General features: G+C 42.8%; 17 protein-coding genes. 13 read left to right on the top strand and 4 right to left on the bottom strand.

The window, feature by feature from the left end:
• Positions 1–35 precede the first annotated feature (35 nt).
• From MKY52_RS00345 to MKY52_RS00335, 3 genes are all read right to left on the bottom strand, one after another.
• Positions 36–653 (bottom strand): sugar O-acetyltransferase, encoded by a 618-nt coding sequence (locus tag MKY52_RS00345; protein WP_076283349.1) that lies wholly within the window; start codon positions 651–653, stop codon positions 36–38.
• Between the two features lie 74 nt (positions 654–727).
• A complete protein-coding gene (locus MKY52_RS00340) occupies positions 728–1,684 on the bottom strand; it encodes an ROK family protein (protein ID WP_341053310.1) in 957 nt (318 codons plus the stop codon).
• A 150-nt stretch (positions 1,685–1,834) separates the two neighbouring features.
• Complete coding sequence (locus tag MKY52_RS00335) at positions 1,835–2,344, bottom strand: GNAT family N-acetyltransferase (RefSeq protein WP_341049214.1); 510 nt, start codon at positions 2,342–2,344, stop codon at positions 1,835–1,837.
• 124 nt (positions 2,345–2,468) lie between these two features.
• Between MKY52_RS00335 and MKY52_RS00330 the strand changes: the two genes are divergently transcribed.
• The 10 genes from MKY52_RS00330 (at position 2,469) to MKY52_RS00285 (ending at position 20,409) form a co-directional block, all read left to right on the top strand.
• Entirely contained in the window at positions 2,469–3,326 is an 858-nt protein-coding gene (locus MKY52_RS00330) for a LysR family transcriptional regulator (protein ID WP_341049213.1), read from the top strand.
• A 141-nt stretch (positions 3,327–3,467) separates the two neighbouring features.
• The gene (locus MKY52_RS00325) at positions 3,468–4,073 is read left to right on the top strand and encodes an RNA polymerase sigma factor (protein WP_341049211.1); all 606 of its coding nucleotides are present in this window, start codon (positions 3,468–3,470) and stop codon (positions 4,071–4,073) included.
• Complete coding sequence (locus MKY52_RS00320) at positions 4,070–4,894, top strand: hypothetical protein (protein ID WP_341049210.1); 825 nt, start codon at positions 4,070–4,072, stop codon at positions 4,892–4,894. Before MKY52_RS00325 ends, MKY52_RS00320 begins: the two co-directional genes overlap by 4 nt.
• Positions 4,884–5,747, top strand: coding sequence for an ABC transporter ATP-binding protein (locus MKY52_RS00315; protein WP_341049209.1), 864 nt, complete (start codon positions 4,884–4,886; stop codon positions 5,745–5,747). Before MKY52_RS00320 ends, MKY52_RS00315 begins: the two co-directional genes overlap by 11 nt.
• A 5-nt stretch (positions 5,748–5,752) precedes the next feature.
• Positions 5,753–6,880, top strand: a complete 1,128-nt coding sequence (locus MKY52_RS00310; RefSeq protein WP_341049207.1) for a hypothetical protein — start codon at positions 5,753–5,755, stop codon at positions 6,878–6,880.
• A gap of 168 nt (positions 6,881–7,048) precedes the next feature.
• The gene (locus MKY52_RS00305; protein WP_341053309.1) at positions 7,049–10,135 is read left to right on the top strand and encodes a hybrid sensor histidine kinase/response regulator; all 3,087 of its coding nucleotides are present in this window, start codon (positions 7,049–7,051) and stop codon (positions 10,133–10,135) included.
• On the top strand, positions 10,132–11,244 hold the full coding sequence (locus tag MKY52_RS00300; protein ID WP_341049206.1) for a response regulator: 1,113 nt from the start codon (positions 10,132–10,134) through the stop codon (positions 11,242–11,244). Before MKY52_RS00305 ends, MKY52_RS00300 begins: the two co-directional genes overlap by 4 nt.
• A 253-nt stretch (positions 11,245–11,497) precedes the next feature.
• On the top strand, positions 11,498–18,739 hold the full coding sequence (locus MKY52_RS00295; RefSeq protein ID WP_341049205.1) for an Ig-like domain-containing protein: 7,242 nt from the start codon (positions 11,498–11,500) through the stop codon (positions 18,737–18,739).
• Between the two features lie 180 nt (positions 18,740–18,919).
• Positions 18,920–19,411, top strand: a complete 492-nt coding sequence (locus MKY52_RS00290; protein ID WP_341049203.1) for an RNA polymerase sigma factor — start codon at positions 18,920–18,922, stop codon at positions 19,409–19,411.
• Entirely contained in the window at positions 19,408–20,409 is a 1,002-nt protein-coding gene (locus tag MKY52_RS00285; RefSeq protein ID WP_341049202.1) for an anti-sigma factor, read from the top strand. The genes MKY52_RS00290 and MKY52_RS00285 overlap by 4 nt, the downstream gene beginning before the upstream one ends.
• 76 nt (positions 20,410–20,485) lie before the next feature.
• Here MKY52_RS00285 and MKY52_RS00280 read toward each other — a convergent pair whose 3' ends face one another.
• Entirely contained in the window at positions 20,486–20,830 is a 345-nt protein-coding gene (locus MKY52_RS00280) for a winged helix-turn-helix transcriptional regulator (protein WP_042186450.1), read from the bottom strand.
• A 174-nt stretch (positions 20,831–21,004) separates the two neighbouring features.
• Here MKY52_RS00280 and MKY52_RS00275 point away from each other — a divergent pair, with 174 nt between their 5' ends.
• The 3 genes from MKY52_RS00275 (at position 21,005) to MKY52_RS00265 (ending at position 23,921) form a co-directional block, all read left to right on the top strand.
• Entirely contained in the window at positions 21,005–21,937 is a 933-nt protein-coding gene (locus MKY52_RS00275) for an aldo/keto reductase family protein (RefSeq protein WP_042186453.1), read from the top strand.
• A gap of 30 nt (positions 21,938–21,967) precedes the next feature.
• Positions 21,968–22,816, top strand: a complete 849-nt coding sequence (locus tag MKY52_RS00270; protein ID WP_341049201.1) for an NAD-dependent epimerase/dehydratase family protein — start codon at positions 21,968–21,970, stop codon at positions 22,814–22,816.
• Positions 22,817–22,898: 82 nt separating this feature from the next.
• Positions 22,899–23,921, top strand: a complete 1,023-nt coding sequence (locus MKY52_RS00265; protein ID WP_341049200.1) for an SDR family oxidoreductase — start codon at positions 22,899–22,901, stop codon at positions 23,919–23,921.
• The last annotated feature ends 67 nt before the right edge of the window (positions 23,922–23,988 follow it).

Genomic DNA, 23,988 nt, shown 5'->3' with positions numbered 1-23,988 from the left:
TTTTTCAACGTGAGAACCTCCAGAATCGGGTATCTTTATTGCTCGATGTCTCTGTAGTACTCTTCTTTAAGCTTCTCCCAGTGTTGTTTATCGTCCTCTGTAATTTCTCTTAGCACTCTGCAAGGATTCCCCACTGCGATTACATTGTCAGGTATATCTTTAGTCACGACAGAGCCTGCGCCGATGATTACATTGTTGCCGATATTTACCCCGGGATTGATAACGGCATTTCCGCCAACCCAGACATTGTTTCCAATGGTAATCGGTGTACCGAATTCGAGCAGACTAATACGAACGTCCGCATCTATAGGGTGGCCAGCGGTATATACGCTTACTCTAGGTCCAAAGAGAACATTCTCACCTATCGTTACTTTTGCTACGTCCAGGATAATGCAGTCGAAATTGGCGTAAAAGTTATTTCCGACAGTAATATTGCTGCCATAATCGCAGCGGAAAGGTGGCTCAATATGCAACGATTCACCCGTAGACTCGAATAATTGCTTAAGTAATTCTACTCTATATTCGCCTTGTTCTTCCGTCGTATTGTTAAATAAACGAGTGAGCATTCTGGATTTTTTGCTATCTCTAGCTAATTCTTCTCCACCAGCCATGTAAAGCTTTCCTGCAATCATATTCTCTTTGTTTGTTGCCATTCGTAATTCCTCCTGAAGTTCTTGTTGGTTTTAGATCCAATCCATGATGTAAATGTTAGGGTCATAAAAAATACTTACCGCCGCTTCTCAACCAGCTGCAACGAATAGGTCAAGCTTTCCAGCGTGATCGCAATTAATCCGTTCATGTAATAATCATCAGGGTGATCCAGCACAATTAGATGAGGCATATGCTCTTCTGGAATGAACGCCAGACAACTTTGATAGATATGTGGCACATCCTCTTGTCTAACTTGTTCACCTGTGAGCGCAATCGTCTCAGGGTTAATAACTGCCGTCAATGTAGCGATGGTATGAGCAGCCAATGGGATAAACGTTTCTGTCTGCCCCAAACGAATGAATTGCTCGTCACGCGAGATTCCAAACGGTAAAAATGAGACTTCGCCCGCGAATCTAGTATTGCCTTTGTGGATATGTCCATCAATCATCATCCCTGCACCTGGAAAGGCACCTTTGATAAAGGTCAACACGACGATGGTCTTATCCTCTTCGTAATCCTGCTGTTTATAGAATCCGTAAACGGTTAGATTCATGTCATTTTCAACTGTGACTGCAACCTCGTATTTCTCTCTGAGGAGTGACTCTAAGGGAGCATGAATTAAAGTGTTGATATCACAAATATTGATGACGCCTCGGTGAACCAGTCCCGGGATTCCAATGCCAACGGCTTTGATGTTGTTATAGGCTTGAATTAGTGTGCCTACTAAATGATCAATGGTTGTAGCGTCAATACTCTTAGCCTTGATATATCCATCATCTACACGTTCGCCAACGGAATTCGTTACTGCATAGGTTAAGGATTGTTGGCCATCTTCAATTTTGGCATAGATGCATGCGATGTAGGAGAAATCGGCATTATAGATGAATCTTCGGGCCGGCCGACCTCCATTCGAAGCCTCCAGCTCCGTCTCAATGACTTCACCTGTCTCCATAAGCTCATTCAGAATATTTCCGCAAGTGGCAATACTTAACCCGGTGGCGGTAGCAATCGTTGATTTGGTTCCTTCTTTCATCGATTTCAAGGCTTGCTTGATGAGCTCCTGATTTATCTTTTTAACACGAATAGAATTGTTTGCGATTTGGTTTATTTTATTCACCTCTAGACTTTTGAAAATGGTTATTAAAAGTATTATCAATACTATAACTTGGTGTTTTATAAATGTCTAGCCGATAACCTTATAATAAAAAATCGTCGCATGTAATTCACCTTTTGCTGATATCGCATAGCTCGGAATACGTCCAGCTTGTATGTAGCCCATTGAAGTATAGAGGAGGTTGGAAGGGTCACCTTCTCTTGTATCAAGCACTATTAAAGACCGGTCTTCCTGCTTAGCTCTGTCTTCAGCCTTTTGCATAAGAGAACGAGCAATACCATTACGACGATAATTAGAGTGTGTCATTAGCTTTGCGATTTCGGCTCGGTGTGTTCCGTTTGCTTTTGTACTTAAATGTAGTTGTACACTTCCCACGATAATATCATTCATTGTTGCGACAAAAAGAATCACATCGGGCGCCAAAACATTGTGCCAATATGATATAGAGTCTGACGGATCTAAGGGTGGTAAAAAACCAATGGAGGCTCCATCCTCCACCACCTGTATTAGAAGCTTTGAAAGCTCATTAATAGATTCCTTAATCGTAAATAATTGTTCGATTCTGATATTGCTAACCATATAAATTCCTCCAGCACTTATAAGTTTAAAAATATAGCGAAATCATAACTGAATACATATAATTTGTATAACGAATTTTATAGATCGTAATCATTAATATTTTGAATCGTAGAGGGTGTTATCCATGGACTTATCTCAATTAGAAGCTTTTTTGGCGGTATGCAGAATTCGAAATTTCACCAAAGCCTCAGAACATCTACATATCTCCCAGTCCGCCGTTACCGCAAGAATAAAAGCTTTAGAAAACTCCGTGGGCAAGGTGCTCCTTACACGTGATAACCGGAATGTTAGCTTAACGCAGGCAGGGATATCTTTTGTTCCATATGCTGAGCGGATGCTTCGTTTGTTTGAAGAGAGTAAGGTGACTCTATCCGAAGAACTGGAGAACTATATCATTTTGAGTGGACCGGGGTCCGTATGGCATTATTATTACCTGCAGCATATTCTTTCATTTAGACGTGATCATCCCAAGGTAGCTATCAAATTCCTAAGTTATATTGATTCTAGCTATATGATACGTGATCTTTTACTGGATGGAATAGTCCAGGTTGCTATTAAATATGACCCGCCGGAACATCCTAAGGTGACCAGACATCTCTTGTTTGAAGATGAGATTATTCTGGTCTCCACACAATTAAGAGAAACGCCTGTAAGCAGGGAGGATTTTTTTCAGCGGCAGTATTGTCATTTAGAGTGGGGAGGTCCGTTTCCGGAATGGTTTACTAGTATCGTTGGAGCCGGCTATGTGCCTATACTTCAGACTGATCACTCGATGATTATGCTGGACATGCTGCTACTAGGAGCAGGCTTTGGATTTCTACCACGATCTATAGCACAATCTTATCTCGATCAACAGAAGCTATTTCAACTTCAATGTGAGTTAGACACGCCGATTATAAAAGCTTACGCTCTTTATTTAACTGAGAATGCAGAAGATATTCGTGTACGGCTTGGGCTGGAGATGCTTGGGGTGGATAGGTAAGTTGTATCTGGATTGTATCTTATTTTAGGCTAGTCAGAACCATGTTCTGGGTGGCTTTTTTATGTGGAATTATGGATTCTTGTAAAAATGTACATAGTAGGATGCGTCTAGTTCATAGGTGATTTCGTTATATGTAGTAGGGTGAAGGATTGGAGGGGAAATGAAATTAGCGAGGACAAATGGATCGTAGAAGCACAGCAAGGGAATGAAGCAGCAGTGGAGTTATTAATTCGGCATACCTATAGTGATGTCTATCGATTTATCAGATGGAAAATACATAATGATGAATTAGCTTGGGATCTTGCACAGACCGTATATGAAAAAGCATGGGCCAAGCTCGACAGGTATCAAAATGAACACGGAAGCTTTCGGTCTTGGCTGATGGCAATCGCACAAAATGTCTGCATTGACTATTTTCGCAGTAAAAGTACTCGGCAAGCAGAGTTGAACCAAAGCATATCTGATGAGATCACAGTTGACGAAGATTTTTTAGAAGGCATATTACTTCGTGAAGAGGTTAAAACGGTATACGCCGCAATCTGCTCACTTCCAGACGATCAAAGAGATGCACTCTTATTAAGGTATAAATATGAATTTACGTTTACAGAAATAGCTGCAATAACCCATGAACCGGAGTCTACAGTGAAATCTAGGGTGAGCCGCTCTTTATTGAAACTACGTGAGCTACTTAAGCAGACCAAGCCAAATGCTTTATCCCACCCTTTTAAGAAAGGAGTAAAGAAATGAGCACTCAACGTAACGAACAAGATTACATGAAATTGAATTTACAGCACGAGATGACGTTAGAGGAACTGAATGAGATCGTGACTCATATTAAGTATATTCCTGAACCGCCGCTACTTGACGGTTTTGCAGAAGAAGCAATGAATCGATGGAGAAGCTCCAAGCGAGCTTTACCGGGGCAGGAATCGCCAGTTCCTCTATCCGCTCGGCAACAGATAAAGATTCTTTTTTCACAAGGATGGTGGAGAGAGCTTGTACTTGGCGTGATCTTGTTTGTAATTGGATATCTAGTTTTAAGTGTTACAGAGATGGTCAGTCCTATATTTATTTTGTCTATTGTGGGTTGCATGCCTTTACTGGTGGTCGTCTCCCATACGGCGCGTAATACACTCTGTGGGATGGGTGAACTTGCACGGAGCTTTCGAATCCCTCTGCATAAGTATGTACAAGCACGCTTCCTTATAGCAGGTGTGATTTCAATACTGCTTAACCTTAGTGTTACCGTAATGGCATTCCCAGTAAGGGATCATGAACTGGTGTTCCGTACGACACTGTTATGGTTCATTCCGATTCTAATCAATGGGGCTGCAGCGTTAGTATTGTCTGGTCAGATCCGTAATTTTAGACATCTGACGACTGTGCTCTCCATGCTGCCTTTTTTTTGGATGCTTCTCTTTTCAGGAGAAGTGGTAGCGAACTGGGCAACCTCCGTCCAATTACTTGGATTGATGGGACTCACTATTCTGTCAGTAGCTATTTTTACGGTGGCTATGATCTTTCAATCCAGAATGCTGAGAAAAGGAGGTTTTCTGATTGGAGCTTAAGCTGCAGGGTATCGAGCATAATTTCGGCAAGAAGCGGATTTTGAATAGCATTAACCTTACTATGTCTCCTGGTGTGTATGGCCTTCTAGGTCCCAACGGAACAGGAAAAACGACATTGATGCGTATTGTTGCAGATGTTCTATATCCAACTCGTGGAAAGGTACTGCTGAATGAACAGAACAAGGATGAGATGGGGGATTTGTACCGGGCTCAGATTGGTTATTTGCCACAAGATCTGGGGATGTACAATCATTTTTCAGCTCGCGATTTCTTGTATTATGTTGCCGCTCTAAAGGGGCTGTCCAAGAAGGAGGCAGGCGACCGTATAGAGGTGTTGGCTCAAACGGTGAATCTATCTGGAGAGATGGATAAAAAATGCGGAAAGTATTCCGGCGGCATGAAGCGTAGACTCGGCATCGCTCAAGCTTTGCTTAATCATCCGAGTATTCTCGTTCTGGATGAACCGACGGTAGGGTTAGATCCTATGGAACGCGTGCGATTTCGAAATCTGATTTCTGAAATTTCAGCTGAGCGTATTGTTATTTTGTCAACCCACATCGTTTCCGATGTCGATCATATCGCCAAGCAGGTGCTTCTGATGGGGCGAGGAGAGCTACTCCGTCAAGGAACGATTAAGGACTTGACCTTTGATTTGGAAGGGGAGGTTTGGGAGGCAGATGTCCCTGGACGGATGCTCGCTCAAATCGAAGAAAAGGGTACTGTGGTTAACGTACAGCAGACAGATAACGGATTAGCGCTTCGGGTAGTTAGTAAAGATCCACCATGTGAGGACGCAAGGTTAGTGAATCCTTCACTAGAGGATGTATATATGCACTACTTTCGGAGGGGATAATTCGCATGAGACGTCTGATTATATTTGAGTTCCGTAAAATCATGATTCTTAGAGTCTGGATTTCCATAGCAGGAGGTTTGGCGATTGCAATTTTCTATTTTATCAGCTTCTATCCATCCGGTACAAATAGTCTGTTGGTTGTAAATAAGGAAAAACCCGAAGTTATCGCTGCACATACGGGACCGATTCAACCAGAGTTAGCTCTTAAATACGCACCAAGGCTTAAAGAAGAATATGCCGAGGATAGCGTGGGATCTAAAGAGCAAAAAATGACTCGAATTCTGGAGCAGCGTTATGCAGCTTCGGCTTATAGTCTGGATCTATTCAATAAAAATTTGAACGATTTAAGAGGGCAGAAAGCTCTGCTGGAGAGGCAGGATCAAGGGTCATATGTACTAAAGGATGTTACGAAAAGACTTTCAATGCTGGAAGGGATTCGGCCGCCCGGATTTTATGTGACGAATGACTGGGGATCTCTGTACAGATTTTTTTCAATCCCGGGTGTAGGCAACATGCTGATAGGTCTGATTCTAGTCTTCGCTTTGGCACCACTATATTCCGGTGAGGCAAACTACAGAATGGATTCTCTTATTCTATCCAGTAAGAATGGGAGACTTAAGATTGTCACTGCAAAATTGTTAGCGGGATTTATAGTAACCGGTGGCTTTGTGACACTTTTTTACGGTGTATGTATATTGTTTTCTTGTTTGCCGTTTGGTTTCGTGGGTTGGAATGCGCCCTTGAATAGTTACTTTGTAGAAAGCCCATATGACTTAACCCAGCTTCAGGGCATGCTCTTAAAATATGCCGTAACCTTGCTAGCAGCATGTGGCCTTTTATTATTGACTGCGCTGATCTCCGCTTTGTTTCGGAGCAGTCTAAGTACTCTTGGACTAGCGGCATGTTTAGTCATGTTGCCTAATTTCTCACTGCCAGGTGTTGTTGGTGATTGGATAGATTTTTTGCCATCAGGTGTAATCATGAGCACATCCTTAATCGAAAAATATGTATCTTATAATATTTTTGGTATACCGATATTGCATCTGACCGTATCCATCGTTTCGGTGATAGTTATAGGTGTGGTTGCTACGCTACTCCTTCCAAAGGCGTTTGAACGTCGATTAAAGGCTTGAAATGTAGATAGACGCCTACCTAAGTGCCGATTATACTGAGTAACGTCAGCAAACAATTAGAGTGTCTGGAAGTAACTTACAGGCGGGACTTTGAGAGATTTTTGTGAGAGCAGTGGGGTAGAATGGTAGAATTACTCGCTGGTGAGAGGAGCCTGAAGGTTGAGGACGATGAAATATCGTGGAATAGTTGGGATGGGGTTGTTTTTTATCCTTGCCTTTTCCCTATTAGTAAGTATTATTTCCCCAACGATTCAGGACCAAGATACCCCGGTGGCCAAGCAGGGCGTACTGGATTTGTCGAGATGGGACTTTGAGAAACAGGGATTAGTTGATCTAGACGGAGAATGGGAGTTTTATGAAAATAAATTACTGAGTCCATCTGAGATTCAGCAAAGTATAGATAAGAAATCTACATATCTATCTGTCCCAGGCACATGGAAAGGCAAGATCATAGAAGATGGAATGGACCGTAAAGGGGCTGGCACCTATCGACTTAAAGTGTTGGTCAAAGATTCGGATGAGATTCTTGGTTTGAAAATAAGAAGTATCCGTATGTCTCAAAAGTTATTTATCAATGGGAAGCAGGAAGGAGAGGACGGGGTTCCTTCAACAGAAAGTGAGTCATTTAAGCCAGGGAATACTCCGTATACGGTATTTTTTCATTCTAATACCCAAGAGATAGAAATTGTAATTCAAGTGTCTAACTTCAACTTTATTACTGGGGGGATCGTAAATTCAATCCCACTGGGCGTGCACACGGATATTACAAAGCTGAATAGTATTCAGACGGGTACTGACATTGGAATTATATTGATCCTGGGGATGTTTGGAGCATATCATCTCAGTTTCTATTTCGTTGGGCGTAGAGAAAAGGCCTATTTGCTCAGCGGTTTATATTTGCTTATTCTTTCTTTGAATAATTCTCTATATGGAGAGAAGATATTTCAACAGTTACTACCCCAGTTCCCTTTTGAATCAACTTACAAGCTATTGGAAATAAGCCAGTTTGTCGGTTCGATTATCATTATTATGTTTTACTGCTCGGTCGAGTCCCGGTTGATGTCAAGTAAGAGGATGAAGATTGTGTTGTCTCCATTTGTCCTATATCTTGTATCGGTTTTGGTGCTCCCGTATGGTGTACACATTCGTATGAAGTATCTATTTGTAACCTATCTTGGAATCGTTATGGTGGTAATCATAGTCAGAATGATCTATTTATATGTTCGCAGCCAGAGCCAGACGACGGATCGAAAAGAACTGTTTTTGTTCATTGGCGGTGCGATTTCGCTCCTGATATTTTTCTTTGATGTAAGTCTTTACTCTGAAAATGTTCTGCAGACCGATTTGGTGGGTAAATGCGGAGTCATTGGTTTTATTGTTTTCTTCAATATTATGTTAGCTGTACGATTCTCAAACACTTATGATAAGACGGAAATGCTGTCCCGTCAGTTGCTAATCTCGAACCAGCTTAAAGATGAATTTCTGATGAACACTTCTCATGAGATCAAAACTCCGCTGCATGGCATTATGAATATGACATCCTTTTTATTAGAAGATGGCGAAGATAATCTGTATCCATTACAGAAACAGAATCTTTGGTTAATTAAGGACACTTCTACAAAGCTGTCTATGCTCATTCAGGATTTGATTGATGTTAGTCTTTTGAAGCATGGAGAATTACGACTACAGCAGACAGTGGTTGATCTAAGGGTGGCTTCACAAATTGTATTTGATGTGTTGCAGTTTGAGCTCGCGGGGAAATCTGTGCGATTAGATAATCAGGTGGAACCCGATGTTTGGGTGCTTGCGGATGATAGTCGATTAAGACAAGTCATGTACAATTTAGTTCACAATGCGATCAAGCATACGGATAAAGGATTTATTACCATAAAAGCTTATGTAGAGGGAAATACAGTATCTGTTACGGTGGAAGATTCAGGAACTGGGATATCCCCTGATATGCATACCGCCATATTTGAATATTTTGAACAAGTCGATAAACCACTTCCGCAAGATGGTTACACAGGAATGGGTGTGGGTCTGTATATTAGCAGAAAGCTAATTGAGCGGATGGGCGGTGAGATTCGGGTGGATTGGTCTGAGGTTGGTCAAGGCACTCGAATGATCTTCACCTTGCCCAAAATCGAGCGGATCCCAGGCTACCGCGAAGTAGCAGCTACAGGGGTGGGGCAGCACGCGCATTTTGAGCAGACCTCGCTTGATATAGTGGATCAGAGTGGATATATGATCTTAATTGTGGATGATGAGGCCTCTAACATTCATATTCTGCTGAATATTTTAAGACGGCATCATTACAATGTAATTACGGCGTTTTCAGCGAATGAAGCCATGGACAAAATGGAGCAGTACCCTAATATGGACCTAGTTATATTAGATGTCATGATGCCGGGGATTTCAGGAATTGAGTTGTGCCGAACGTTGCGGGTGCGTTACTCCATTCTGGATTTACCTATTTTGTTTGCTACAGTAAAAGACGCGCCAACAGATATTGCGCTAGGCTTCAGGGCTGGGGCGAATGATTATATAACTAAGCCATTTGATGGAGAAACGCTGATTGCGAGAATTCAAACGCTGATTGCAATGAAGACATCGATACAAGAAGCGATACGAAATGAGTATGCCTTTCATCAAGCGCAAATCAAACCGCATTTTCTGTATAACGCACTGAGCAGTGTGATCTCTTTCTGTTATACAGATGGAGAGAAAGCTGCCTATTTGTTATCCATGTTAAGTCAATACATCCGTTATATTCTCGATATGGATCGGTCCACATTAGTTGTTCCTTTGCACCGGGAGCTAGAGCTGATTCAAGCCTACGTGGAGATCGAAAAAGCGCGTTTTGGAGAACGGTTTGATTTTATTTTTTATATGGATGAGGGTCTGCGTTCAGTAGAAATCCCTTCCTTATGTATTCAGCCATTTGTTGAAAATGCGATCAGACATGGATTGTTTGAAAAAGAGGGTAAGGGCAGAGTTTCGCTCACGGTTCAAGCAGGTAGTAACTATATGAAAGTTATCATCGAAGATGATGGTGTGGGTATGCCAGATGACTTGCTATATCAATTAACTGGAGACGAGCAGCTGGATGGCAGTATTGGAATCCATAACATTCGAAAGCGTCTAGGCGCTATACCCGGAGCTACCCTAACCATTCATTCCGACCTTGGGTTTGGGACCAAAGTAACAATGTATTTACCAGCAAGCCTTGGGGGCATGGAGGGAGAAACACGATGATTCGTGTAGTGATTGTGGAAGATGAGAAGCCAATTTTGAATTTGATGAAGGTACTGATCGGTCGTAATCCAGATTATACCATTAGCGGGGCCTTCTCTAATCCATTAGAGGCACTGGAGTGTATACCTGATTTAAAACCGGACGTCGTGTTTATAGATGTCGAAATGCCAAGGATGAACGGGATTGAGCTGGCGAGCAGAATTCAGAAGCTGATGCATCAACCGGAAATTGTATTTACAACCGCCTATAAAAATTATGCACTGGAAGCGTTCGAAGTAAGTGCACTAGATTATATACTTAAGCCAATAACTCCCGAAGCGATCAACAGGGTTACTGAACGACTTGTTAAACGAATGAGACCTGCGGTGATACTAGAGCCTAAGAAAACGAACCCGATGATCCGCTGTTTTGGCGGATTTGAGGTTTGCGATTCAGAAGGTAAGCCCATTCATTTTCGAACACGCAGAGCAGAAGAATTATTCGCTTATTTCCTATGTAATGCAGGTCGTTATATCAGTAAATGGAAAATAATGGACTTGTTATGGCCGGATATGCAGGATGAGAGAGGGGCATCCAATTTGTATAATACGATATACCTTTTGAAGAAAATGTTGAAAGAAAAGGGCTTCGGCATGGAAATCCGCAAAATGAATGATGGTTATATGCTGGAGACCGGAAATGAAAGTTATGATGCTCTTGAGTATCAAAGATTTCATTTAGAAATGGCTGAAGGGAAACATAACACTACGCAAATGGAGCGGCTTTGTATCTTATATCAGGGGCCTCTGTTGGATGGAAAGCCTTATCTATGGAAGATTTCGCTGGAGGAAGCTTACTGCAAGTATTTTACAACCTGGACTCGATTGCTAGTGGACAGTGATTGTGCTACTCAGGACTGGCATAAAGCCGAGCAACGATTAGAAAAGTTCATAAGCTTATATCCGCTGCATGAAGAAATGAACCAGCAAATGATTGATATATATGCCAAACTTGGAAATAAAGAAAAGATCGCACGGCTCTATGAGAAATTCGAGATTGCTTATCGTACGGAGCTGGGAATGGTTCCTTCAACAGAGTTTAAAGATTATGTTGCTGCATATCTGGCCTAATATTTATATGAAAAAAGTTACAGCAGAGGGAGAAATCTCTCTGTTTTTTTCTTTTGTTCGGCATTAACCGACAATTTGTGAGAATTTGGTGAGTTGTGGTTGATATGATTTTCCTAAACATGGGAGTAAAAAAATACATAGGAAAGAAGTTGAGAGTGTGCTTCGATTAGTCAGGTCTAAGAAAGCAATTAGCATTTTATTATTGGTATTACTAGTCAACATATGCTCGTCCCTATTTATTAGAGGCGGAGAAATGGCTTACGCTGACTCTGCGGATATGGATACGACATCAGTATTTCAGAAGGCATATGTTACAAGTTTTATGAGTGGTGTAGTGGATGTAATAGATTTAACGAATTTAACGGTGGAAAAGGCGAAGATCAAGGTGGGAAATCAGCCGAATAGCGCCGCCATTAATCCGAATAAGACCCAGGTCTTTGTAACTAACAGAGCGGATGGGACTGTTTCTGTTATAGATCCATCCACTGACACTGTGATTTCAACCATTGCAGTGGGGACGTGGCCTCATGGCGTTGCATTTAACTCAGACGGCAGTAAAGCCTATGTGGCCAATTACTCCAGTAACTCTGTTTCAGTGATCAATACAGCTACGCTTTCAGTGATACGTACAATATCTGTAAGTGATAATCCAGTAGCAATGGTGGTGATTGGAGATCGTCTGTATTTAACCCAATCCGGTAGAAGTGAGGTCTCTGTACTGGATGTTAAGAGCGACACTGTGATTTCTGAAATTCCGGTATCTTCGTCACCCTATGGCCTTTCAGTTAATCCCTCGGGCTCCAAGATCTACGTAGCGACAGTTTCAGGTACTACTTTAGATGTGATTGATACAGTAACAAATAAAGTGGAAGCTACCATTCCTGTTGGTGGTCCAGCTTACGCAACAGAAGTCAGTCCGGATGGGAGTAAGGTTTATGTAGTTAAATCTTTAAGTAATTCGGTTACTGTTGTCAATGCAATAACGAATCAGGTGGAAACAACTATGACTGTGGGTTCTACGCCATATGTAATTGGTCTCTCCAAAGATGGGAGTCAAGCATTTACGGTTAATTATGGTGCTAGCAATATGAGTGTAATAGATACAACAAAAAATACAGTAATAAAAACTATAAATCTCAGCCCAGGACCTTTTATGGTAGGTACCTTCATGGTTCCTGTAGCTGTAGCTGTTAATACAGACCCCGGGAATAGTGGTGGTCCAGAGGATAAAGATGCGCCGATAGTATCGACATATGCCCCTGAGAAAAATGCGCAGAATGTAAAGGTCGACTCAGACCTTACGTTGACCTTTAATGAAGGTGTAAAGGCCGTTTCGGGTAAAAATATATCGATTTGGAAACCACAAGTTACTTCTAACGCCAGTGGTTCCGAATATCCGGAGGTGCTTGCAAACTCAACCAAAATAGAGACGATCGCCGCTGATGATACAAGTAAAGTGACGATTTCGAACAATGTTGTAAAGATCAACCCAGCTGCTGACCTAGATTATAAAACGAATTATTTCGTGAAGATCGACCCGGCAGCGTTTAAGGATTCAGCAGGTAATCTCTATGAGGGATTGAATGGAGAGATAGAGATTCTTGATGGCCAAGTCCATGTGCCGGATGGCTTCACGGGTGCTGAGGTTTGGGATTTCAAAACAGGCGCCGGTAATGATACCACTGCACCTATAGCAACAGAGTTCTCTCCTGCGAAGAAAGAATTGAATGTAGCAACAGATGCTAATTTGACTCTAACTTTTAGTGAAAACGTACGAGCGGGCAGGGGGAAATTTATAAGGATTATGGTACCGGGAACAATGTTCTCGGATGGATCATCTAACAATTATACTGAGGCTGTCGAGTTCGAACGGATTTCCACGAGTGATACTACAAAAGTGACGATTTCAGGCAATAAAGTTACGATCAATCCAGCAAAAAACATGGCAAATAATAAATATTATTATGTGACCATGGATAGTGGAGCTTTCCAAGATACCTTCAATAATGATTATGTTGGGATGGTCACTTCGGTACAGTATATTAATAATGTACTAATGGAGATTGGCACAGCTCCGTGGTATTTCAAAACCGCAGCTCCAGCGGATACACTCGCGCCAACGGTAGTGGGATTGACTCCTGCCAATGATGCCAAGGATGTTCCGGTGAATACCAACCTCGTATTGGCATTCAGCGAAAATATCAAGGTGACTGGTAAAACGATCAAGATTCTTAACAAGGCAGACGACAGTGTTATAGAGACGATAACAGCGAGTGATGCTACGAAAGTTACGGTATCTGGAAGCAAAATAACGATTAAGCCTGCTACAGATTTGGCGTATGGTACTGGGTACTACGTGCAGATTGAAGCTGGAGCCGTTCAAGATATCGCAGGTAATAGCTATGCGGGTATTAGTGACAAGACGAAATGGAACTTCACAACCGTTGCGCCAGATGAAACTGCTCCAATAGTGACCTCACTGGCACCCGCTATTAATGCAACAAAAGTACCTCTGAACACGGAACTCACTGTCACGTTCAGCGAGAAAGTGAAGGCAGTAGCGGGAGAAGAAAAATATATCAGAATCATGTCGCCGGGTAGTGCTTCTTATTCTGAGAATTTTTATGAATCTCACCCCCCTGAAGAGGTAGAATTGATTGCTATTGATGATACTAATAAAGTAACAATCACAGGCAACGTAGTAACGATCAAACAGACCAAATTGGATTATGGTCGAGAATACTATGTAACCATTGATCAAGGTGCTTTGGTAGATTTAGCAGGAAACAGCTACGAAGGACTATACGGTTTTGTGGAATATAGATATTTCTCAGGGTCACCTGCGGTAGGTAAGGAAGTAGCAGAAAATACATGGGTCTTTGAAATGGTAGCCAAACCGGATACCACACTACCAACTGTAACGACACTATCGCCTGCTGATGAGGCAACAAATGTTGGGGTGGACTCCAGTTTGAAGCTTACATTTAGTAAAGATGTACAAGGAGTAGCGGGCAAAAAGGTAGTACTCAAAAAAGAGCTAGATAACAGCGTGATTTATACATTCGATATGGGCGATATAACCCGTGTTAGCGTATCGGGCAAAACAGTGACGATCAATCCTTATTTGATGCTGTCAGATCATGACGGAAAATATATGGACTACAATACGAAATATTATGTACAGGTTGATGCCGGAGCAATAAAGGATGCGAAAGGTAACGCTTTTGCAGGGATTACGGATAAGACCACTTGGAACTTCACGACAGGATTAGCTCCAGATAAGACGGATCTTACGGCTACATCATATTCGCCGGTAAAAGGGGCTACGAATGTAGCAGCGGATACAAGTTTGAAGCTGACATTCAATTCAGCTGTTCAAGATGTGTGGGGTAAAAAAATTGAAATTCGCAAGAAATCTGATGATAGTGTTGTCTACAGCTTCGAAACAGGTGCTATGGGCGTCAATGTATTGGGTAACACCGTAACGTTTAATCCAATGATTGTAACGCCTGGCAACGGTGTGAAAGTGGGCTATCTACAACCAAGTACAGAATATTATGTCCTTGTTGCAGCTGGGGCGTTTAAGGGTGCTGCCGATAACAAGTACGCTGGAATTACGGATAAAGCAGCTTGGACGTTTACGACTGAACCAGATACGGATGGGGACGGTATCCCAGATAGCTTAGATCCATTCCCAACGGATCCAACAAAGCCAGGTAACGGTGGTGAACTGGATACAGACGGAGATGGTATTCCAGATAGCCTAGATCCAGATGATGATAACGACGGTCTGACAGATGAACAGGAAATCGTGCTCGGCACAGATCCGAAGAAGGCAGATACGGATGGAGACGGAATCAACGATAAGGACGATCCATTCCCGACGGATGCAACGAAACCGGGAAAAGTCGGTGATGAGTTGGATACAGACGGAGACGGCATTCCAGATAGTCTAGATCCAGATGATGATAATGATGGCCTGAGCGATGAACAGGAACTCATTAACGGAACTAATCCGAAGCATCCAGATACAGATCATGACGGAATCAATGATAAGGATGATCCATTCCCAACGGATCCAACAAAGCCAGGTAACGGTGGTGAACTGGATACAGACGGAGATGGTATTCCAGATAGTCTAGATCCAGATGATGATAACGACGGTCTGACAGATGAACAGGAAATCGTGCTCGGCACAGATCCGAAGAAGGCAGATACGGATGGAGACGGAATCAACGATAAGGACGATCCATTCCCGACGGATGCAACGAAACCGGGAAAAGTCGGTGATGAGTTGGATACAGACGGAGACGGCATTCCAGATAGTCTAGATCCAGATGATGATAATGATGGCCTGAGCGATGAACAGGAACTCATTAACGGAACTAATCCGAAGCATCCAGATACAGATCATGACGGAATCAATGATAAGGATGATCCATTCCCAACGGATCCAACAAAGCCAGGTAACGGTGGTGAACTGGATACAGACGGAGATGGTATTCCAGATAGTCTAGATCCAGATGATGATAACGATGGCCTGACGGATGAACAGGAAATCGTGCTTGGAACAGATCCGAAGAAGGCAGATACAGACGGCGATGGAATCAACGATAAGGAAGATCCCTTCCCGACGGATGCTACGAAACCGGGAAAAGTCGGTGATGAGTTGGATACGGACGGAGACGGCATTCCAGACAGTCTAGATCCAGATGATGATAATGATGGCCTGAGCGATGAACAGGAACTCATTAACGGAACTAATCCGAAGCATCCAGATACAGATCATGACGGAATCAATGATAAGGATGATCCATTCCCAACGGATCCAACAAAGCCAGGTAACGGTGGTGAACTGGATACAGACGGAGATGGTATTCCAGATAGTCTAGATCCAGATGATGATAACGATGGCCTGACGGATGAACAGGAAATCGTGCTTGGAACAGATCCGAAAAAGGCGGATACAGACGGCGATGGAATCAATGATAAGGATGATCCCTTCCCGACGGATGCAACGAAACCGGGAAAAGTCGGTGATGAGTTGGATACAGACGGTGATGGTATTCCGGACAGTCTAGATCCAGACGACGATAATGATGGTCTGAGCGATGAACAGGAACTCATTAACGGAACTAATCCGAAGCATCCAGATACAGATCATGACGGAATCAACGATAAGGATGATCCGTTTCCAACAGATGCAGCGAAACCAGGGACAGTAAATGGTGAGTTGGATACGGATGGCGACGGAATTCCGGACAGCCTAGATCCAGATGATGATAACGATGGCATTCCAGATACAGAAGAACTCATTAACGGAACCAATCCGAAGCATCCAGATACAGATCACGATGGAATCAATGATAAGGACGATCCGTTCCCAACGGATGCCACGAAGCCATCCTTAAGTCATCTAATAAATGATTACAATAAGTTGGATATTATCTATGATGCAGGGGATCATGCGAAACATGTGACCAAAACGTTATATTTGACTGAAAAAGGTGCTTCTGGAAATACATCAATCACTTGGGAATCAAGTAAACCGGATGTCGTTAGTGCAACAGGTAAAGTAGTTCAGCCTGGACCTGATGAAAGTGATATCGAAGTCACTTTAACTGCAACGATTCTTGACAAAGAGACTGGTGAAAAGCGTACAAAGACATTTAAAGTGACCATTGTCAGAATGTCAGATGAGGATGCTGTTAGAGATGCTGCTAAAGCATTAGGGGTAGATAAGGCTTTTAAATTCTCGGATGGAGATACATGGGAGTCAGTTACAAATGAATTCTTGTTGCTTGGTACAGGAAAACATGGAACGAAGATTACATGGACCTCGACCAATATCGATGTTCTTAAGCTATCCAGCAAATATGGTGAAGAACATGGTACCGTGAACAGACCTGAAGTTGGTGATAAGAATGTAATTGTTACCGCTACGATCTCTAAGGGTACCGCCAAAATCACAAAGAGTTTCCTTCTGGTTGTTACTAACAAGAACATAGTGAAGGAAAAAGAAAATACACGCCAAGAGAGTGGAAGAACGGCTGATGTAAAGGCAAACGCAAATGACATGATTCACACGGAGAGTCTGAACATACTCAGAACAACGCTCAGCAATCAGGTTAAGATTGATACTGTTATTGTTGATCCGTCAAAAGTGGAAAGTCTGACGAATTCTTTTAATCCTCAGGATGGAGATATTAAAAACCGGACGCTAACTGTTGAAATTAAGCAGCAAGCAGATGATAAGGCAGATGAGATTGCCATAGAGATTCCAGCTGCAGCTGTTTCAGCACTGGCTGACAGAAATGCGGGTATGAATATCTTTACCGATGAAGGTTCTGTAAAGTTGAGTCAGGAAGCTTTAAAAGACGCAGCAGCTAAGGGTACAGATCTTTATTTCCGAATTGTACCGATTAAGAACGCACAAGAGGATAGTGAGGCTAAAAAAGCAGCGAATACTGACCCTAAGGTTACTTTAGCCGCTGCTGGGAATCAGATTAACTTACTGGGTCTTCCAAGAAAGATTGAAACAAACTTTGGTGGATTTACCACAAAGGTTGTTCTCCCATTAAGTGGAATTACCATTCCAACTGAGAATAGACAAGCTTTCCTAGACGCTTTAAAGGTGTTCATCGAACATACGGATGGCACGACAGAGTTGGTATCAGGAACTATTCAATATGAGAACGGCGTAGCAAAAGGGATCCAATTTGAGATTTCGAAGTTCAGTCGTTTTCAAATCGTGAGTTTCTCCGCTCAGCCGAATAAAGAGAATAATTCGGAAGGAACGAACACGTCCGGTGGCACTACAATCACTAATCCTACTAAAAATAGTGGCACGGACAAGGAACAACCTAACAATCCAAATGTAGTCCATGAATCGCATAAAGGATATATTTTAGGCTATGCGGATGGCAGCTTCAACCCGGAACGAATGATTACCCGTGCGGAAATGGCAACGATTTTGGCACGGTTATGGGGTAAGAATGAAGCACAAGTTTCCTCATCTTATAAAGATGTAGATACAACTTATTGGGCTTTGCAGTCTATTAGTATAGTTACAGCACAAGGATTAATGAAGGGGTATGAAGATGGCAGCTTTAAGCCGAATCAGCTAATTACTCGTGCAGAAATGGCTATCATTGTAGAGCGCTTGCTGGATAATGCACAAAGTGGGACCGGCAGCTTTAAAGACATTAATAGTGGACATTGGGCAAAAAATGCGATTGATGGGGCCAAAGCAGCTGGTATTATCAACGGATGTTTGGATGGAACATTCCGTCCGAATCAGACATTAACTCGTGCAGAAGCCGTTGTGATGATTAACAGACTTTTGGGCAGAGGACCATTGCATGGAGCACAGCAGAAGTGGAAAGACGTCAGCGATAAACACTGGGCGTACGGACACATTCAGGAAGCTAGTATGAACCATTCCTTTGAGAGACAGCAAATTGGTGGAGAGCAATACATTCCTGAGGTAAAATAAATGAATCTTTTATAAGTGAATAAATATTTTTTTAAAAGAGAACCCCCTTACGCTATACGGTATCTATATACTGTTAGCGGTAAGGGGATTTTTTTTTGTAACTTTTCTTTTATAAGTTTTTTCTACTATCAGCTAACATTTCGAGAACTTAACCGTTATACATACGAAGGGAGGTGCAGGATGAAGCCCGGGCAGCTACATCAGATACTTCAACCGAAAATGCAAGAAATCCAAAAATACTTGATTCGTCTCGGGGCACCTGCAGCCGATGCTGAAGATATTGTACAGGATACGGTGTATAAGGCGCTTTTGTATATCGATTCCATTGATGAGAACAAATTCAGTGCATGGCTATATAAAGTGGCGATTAATCGTTATTATGATCTGTGCCGCCGCAGCAAGCGGATAGTCATTCCTATTGATTATGTGGATGTGCCTGATATGGAACTGCCGGAGGATCATGTGCTGTTAAAAGAGAAACGAGAGGACATCGAACGTATACTAGATGAGCTTCTTCCTCTCCACAAACAGCTCATTATTATGAAGTACGAGCTGGAGCTGTCCTATCAGGAGATAGCTGAGCTCCTTGGGATCACAACGGATACGGTCAAATCGGCATTGTTTCGTGCCCGCAAGCAATTTCAAAAAAAATACAGAGGTGAAGCGGAATGACGGCTCCATGGGAACAAAAGGATGATCAAAACCTTTCAAAAATAATTAAGAGAGCAAAACGAAAAACAATGATCCGTAATACGGTCATTTCTCTGATCGTGACCATTATTGTATTGCTTAGCGGCATGCTCGGTATCACTCAACTGACAAGCTGGTTAGCGATGCGTGGTCTGGATGAGGAGAGGATTATGATGGGAATTAGCAGTCCTAATCTTCATGAGCTGAGAACTGAGCTGGATTTAGGCTTTTTATCGGGCAAAGTTGAATTGAATACGTACAAGGTTGTTGAGGGTGTACCTGTCGTGTGGGATACTAAAAAGCTGGAATTCAGTATGAGCAGCCGTTTTTCTCTACTTTACAGGGGATACTCTAGTATTAATGTTCCTGATCCAATAATGACAAGCCAAAATTATGAATATTACCGAGGATATAACAGTCAAAATGGACAGCGGGAAATGATGTTCTATGTACCTGGGGTGAATTATAACGGAAAGGTGTTGAATGACCTACCTGCACTTGAACAAATGGAACCTGGTAAGCTGGTAGAAATGGCAGTTTCATTTGATAAAAGCTATACACAAGCAGAAGTAGAGAAGATGCTGCCAACAGAGCTGACACAGAAGTGGTATTGGGTAGATACGTATGACAATAAAAAGAAGCTTGAGTTTATTACGAATGACAGCAGCCCGAATAAATATGCATTACCGGAATCAGCGAGACAAGTATACGGTTACGGTGTCAATTGGGAAGGGTTATTTAAACCGAAACCAGAGGATTTTTTACAATCACTAGCATATGGGCTTCAGAAAGAGGGCAAGTATTACGGAGAATTTGAGCGAATCTCGAACTATTTGAAAAAGGATAAAGCGGCACCGGATGCCAGTGACGTACAGCTATTGGGAGTTGTTGTTACAGGAACTGCTAAGGAGCTGCAAAGCCTTAGAGGAAAACCGTATGTAAATACGGCAGTACTCGGCGCAGTTGTGGATAAATACTAGATCGTATAGTAAAAAAGAAGCCCCGGGAACTATGATCCCAGGGCTATTTTGATCATATCACAACCTACCATTTATGCTACGTCCATTTGGCCGACCATAGCTTCATTTCCTTCAAAATTTGATGCAAATCCTCACCTTTTGGAGTTAAAGAATATTCCACTGTCACCGGTACGGTAGGAAACACATGGCGTTCTAGTACACCGTGTTCCTCTAAATGGCGAAGAGTACTAGTCAAAGCACGAGGGCTGACATTAGTAATTTTTCGCTGAAGCGCTCCAAAGCGTTGGGTACCGTCGAATAACTCTCTTAGTACGAGAAAAGCCCATTTTCCGCCCAATACTTCAAGTGTTTTTTCTACATTACATTCAATAGTAAGTGGGGTTTTAGGGATATAATTATTGCTAGATTTAGCTGTTGTCAAGGAATCTCCTCCTGTTTTGGTGCCACTATACTCTTGTATAGTAACTACTCTAGAGATCATATAGTAAACTAAATTTCACTTCTTCCTATTATATACAAACTATTCTAGAATGAATATGTGCGTTAGGCAAACTGCCGAAATCATAACACGGAACTATGGAAAGGAGCAGTTATTATGAAATATCGTAGATTAGGTGGAACAGGCCTAAAAGTTAGCGAGATTAGTCTGGGAAGCTGGCTGACATACGGAGGCTATGTAGAAAGAGATAATGCTGTTAAAGCCATTGAAACCGCTTACGACCTAGGCGTTAATTTTTTTGATACGGCAAATGTTTACGAAAAGGGTGCTGCTGAGAAAGTGCTAGGCGAGACCTTGCGTAACTATCCGAGAGAATCCTATGTGCTGGCCACTAAAGTATTTGGCGAAATGGGGACGGGGCCTAACGATCGTGGTTTATCCCGCAAGCATATTACGGAACAATGTCACGCAAGCTTGCAGCGTCTCGGCGTAGAATACGTGGATATTATGTATTGCCATCGTTTCGATACGGAAACTCCAATTGAAGAGACCTTACGTGCGCTGGATGATCTGGTTCGTCAAGGTAAGGTATATTATGTCGGTGTAAGTGAGTGGACTGCGGCGCAAATGACAGATGCGTTAGCTGTAGCAGACCGCTATTTACTGGATCATATCGTGGTTAACCAACCAATTTATAATATGTTCGAACGTTATATTGAGAAAGAAATTATTCCGCTAGGCGAGCGACGTGGCATTGGACAGGTTGTTTTTTCTCCACTGGCTCAAGGGCTGTTAACTGGTAAGTATAACGCGGATATCCCTGAAGATAGCCGTGCGGCTAAGCTGGATCGGTTGAAAAAGGCGATTACAGAAGAGAAGATTGAAAAGGTTCGCCAACTAAGCGGGGTAGCTGCGGAGCTGAATATTTCTGTGGGAAATTTGGCTTTGGCTTGGATTCTGCGTCAGCCTAATGTAGCAAGTGCGCTAGTGGGTGCCAGTCGTCCGCAGCAGGTAGAAGAGAATGTTAAGGCTTCGGGAATAGAACTTTCCGAGGATATGCTTAAGAAAATTGAAGAGATTCTTAATTAGAGATAGATTCATAAAAAAGGAGATATGATCATGGCGAAAGTAGTTGTTACTGGCGGAAGTGGGATGCTCGGCAGATGGGTGGTCCGGCATTTTGTTGAGCAAGGGTATGAGGTTGTGAATGTGGATACGCAAAAATCTCCAGATTCCTTGTGCCAAACGATCATTGCTGATTTGAATAATTTAGGTGAAGTGTACGGCGTACTAGCAGGCGCTGATGCAGTTGTGCATCTGGCTGCGATCCCAGCCGCAAATATAAAGACGAGTGAAGTCACCTTTCAAAATAATGTAGTATCCACCTATAACATTCTGGAGGCTGCTGCTGGACTAGGCATTCGCAAAGTAGTTATTGCTTCCAGTGAATCCTCTTACGGCATCTGTTTTGCGGTTAACCCGTTGGGACCCCAGTATGTACCGATGGATGAAGATCATCCACAACTTCCTGAAGACAGCTACGGTCTATCTAAAGTTGTGAATGAAAAGACAGCAGAGATGTTCCAGCGCAGAACGGGTATACAAGTCGTTTCCCTAAGAATCGGAAATGTCATTGACCCATCGACGTATGAACGTTTCCCTTCCTTCATTCATGATCCCGCGCAGCGTGATCGGATTCTGTGGAGCTATATTGATACACGGGATGTAGCGACAGCTTGCCAATTGGCGATTGAAACGGACGGATTAGGCGCAGTTGCTCTTAATATATGCGCAGATGAGACCAGTATGGCTGTTCCTAGCAGAGAGTTAATGGCCGCACGTTATCCAGAGGTGACGGATTTCCGCCAGCCGCTGGAAGGCCATGAGTCGTTACTCAGCAATGCGAAGGCGAAGAAGTTGCTGAATTGGCAGCCAAAGCACTTATGGCGAGATTACGTTAACGATTAAATGACGAGTCAGGTTTACTTTTACTATAAATGAGAGTTAAAAAAGTACGGTTTTTGAACATCCTCTATAAGGAGCGTGTCAAATGAAGGTATTATTTATCGGAGGTACGGGACTGATTAGTCAGGCTGTATCCCCGCTCGCCGTAGAACAAGGAATAGAGCTGTATTTGTTCAACAGAGGACAAAGAGGTGAATTCGTTCCGGATGGGGCGAAGGTGATTCAAGGTGACATTCGTAATCCGGCGGAGGCTGCCGAAGTATTGCGAGATTATGAATTTGACGTAGTGGTAGACTGGATTGCTTTTACACCGGAACATGTGCAGACAGATATTGACATGTTTACAGGTAAAACGAAGCAGTACATTTTTATCAGCTCGGCCTCGGCTTATAAGAAGCCACAGCGTAATTATATAATCACAGAAGAGACACCCCTGGAAAATCCTTATTGGGAGTACTCGAGAAATAAAATTGCCTGCGAGCAATTATTGATGGAGGCACACAAGAGCAGCGGATTCCCGGTTACAATTGTTCGTCCTTCCCATACTTACGGAAATACTGCTATCCCTGCGGCACTCACGAGCGGACAGCATCCTTGGTCCTTGATTGATCGTATCCGTCGTGGCTTGCCTTTAGTCATCCATGGAGATGGAACATCTTTGTGGACACTGACGCATAACTCAGATTTTGCCAAAGGGTTCGTCGGATTGCTTGGGCATCCGGAAGCGATTGGGGAGGCCATTCATATTACTTCCCATGAGGTGTTGAACTGGAATCAGATCTATGCGGCCATTGGGCAAGCGGCAGGTGTGGAGCCGAAAGTGGTTCATATCTCTACAGACTTTATCACAGCCTTCTCCCCTCCAGGGACGGCGGATGGCTTGATCGGCGATCAAGCGGTCAGCAGTGTTTTTGACAATCGTAAAATCAAATGTCTCGTGCCTGACTTCCAGGCTGCCGTTCCTTTCTCTGAAGGGATAAAGCAGTCAATTGCTTGGTTCGAGGCTCACCCAGATCAATGCACGGTTGATGTGGAATGGTCTGCTTTACTAGATCATTTGATCGAGAAACATGGAGTTGAGGCCAAGCCTCTATCCTTTTACTCATAAAATTTGTACTGTTAATATTTAAAGACGGTCTGTTCCTAAGGGAGCAACCGTTTTTTTTGGGTTTGTC

The organism is Paenibacillus sp. FSL P4-0184 (assembly GCF_038004625.1).
Taxonomy (GTDB): Bacteria; Bacillota; Bacilli; order Paenibacillales; family Paenibacillaceae; genus Paenibacillus_AQ.
Note: the sequence above shows the minus strand (reverse complement) of the source record. Positions and strands in the feature narration are given on the sequence as shown.

Bases quoted from the DNA above. Each gene is read 5' to 3' on its own strand.
- MKY52_RS00345 (WP_076283349.1), bottom strand. From the start codon at position 653: ATGGCAACAAACAAAGAGAATATGATTGCAGGAAAGCTTTACATGGCT.
- MKY52_RS00340 (WP_341053310.1), bottom strand. From the start codon at position 1,684: ATGAAAGAAGGAACCAAATCAACGATTGCTACCGCCACCGGGTTAAGT.
- MKY52_RS00335 (WP_341049214.1), bottom strand. From the start codon at position 2,344: ATGGTTAGCAATATCAGAATCGAACAATTATTTACGATTAAGGAATCT.
- MKY52_RS00330 (WP_341049213.1), top strand. From the start codon at position 2,469: ATGGACTTATCTCAATTAGAAGCTTTTTTGGCGGTATGCAGAATTCGA.
- MKY52_RS00320 (WP_341049210.1), top strand. From the start codon at position 4,070: ATGAGCACTCAACGTAACGAACAAGATTACATGAAATTGAATTTACAG.
- MKY52_RS00310 (WP_341049207.1), top strand. From the start codon at position 5,753: ATGAGACGTCTGATTATATTTGAGTTCCGTAAAATCATGATTCTTAGA.
- MKY52_RS00305 (WP_341053309.1), top strand. From the start codon at position 7,049: ATGAAATATCGTGGAATAGTTGGGATGGGGTTGTTTTTTATCCTTGCC.
- MKY52_RS00300 (WP_341049206.1), top strand. From the start codon at position 10,132: ATGATTCGTGTAGTGATTGTGGAAGATGAGAAGCCAATTTTGAATTTG.
- MKY52_RS00295 (WP_341049205.1), top strand. From the start codon at position 11,498: ATGGCTTACGCTGACTCTGCGGATATGGATACGACATCAGTATTTCAG.
- MKY52_RS00290 (WP_341049203.1), top strand. From the start codon at position 18,920: ATGAAGCCCGGGCAGCTACATCAGATACTTCAACCGAAAATGCAAGAA.
- MKY52_RS00285 (WP_341049202.1), top strand. From the start codon at position 19,408: ATGACGGCTCCATGGGAACAAAAGGATGATCAAAACCTTTCAAAAATA.
- MKY52_RS00275 (WP_042186453.1), top strand. From the start codon at position 21,005: ATGAAATATCGTAGATTAGGTGGAACAGGCCTAAAAGTTAGCGAGATT.
- MKY52_RS00270 (WP_341049201.1), top strand. From the start codon at position 21,968: ATGGCGAAAGTAGTTGTTACTGGCGGAAGTGGGATGCTCGGCAGATGG.
- MKY52_RS00265 (WP_341049200.1), top strand. From the start codon at position 22,899: ATGAAGGTATTATTTATCGGAGGTACGGGACTGATTAGTCAGGCTGTA.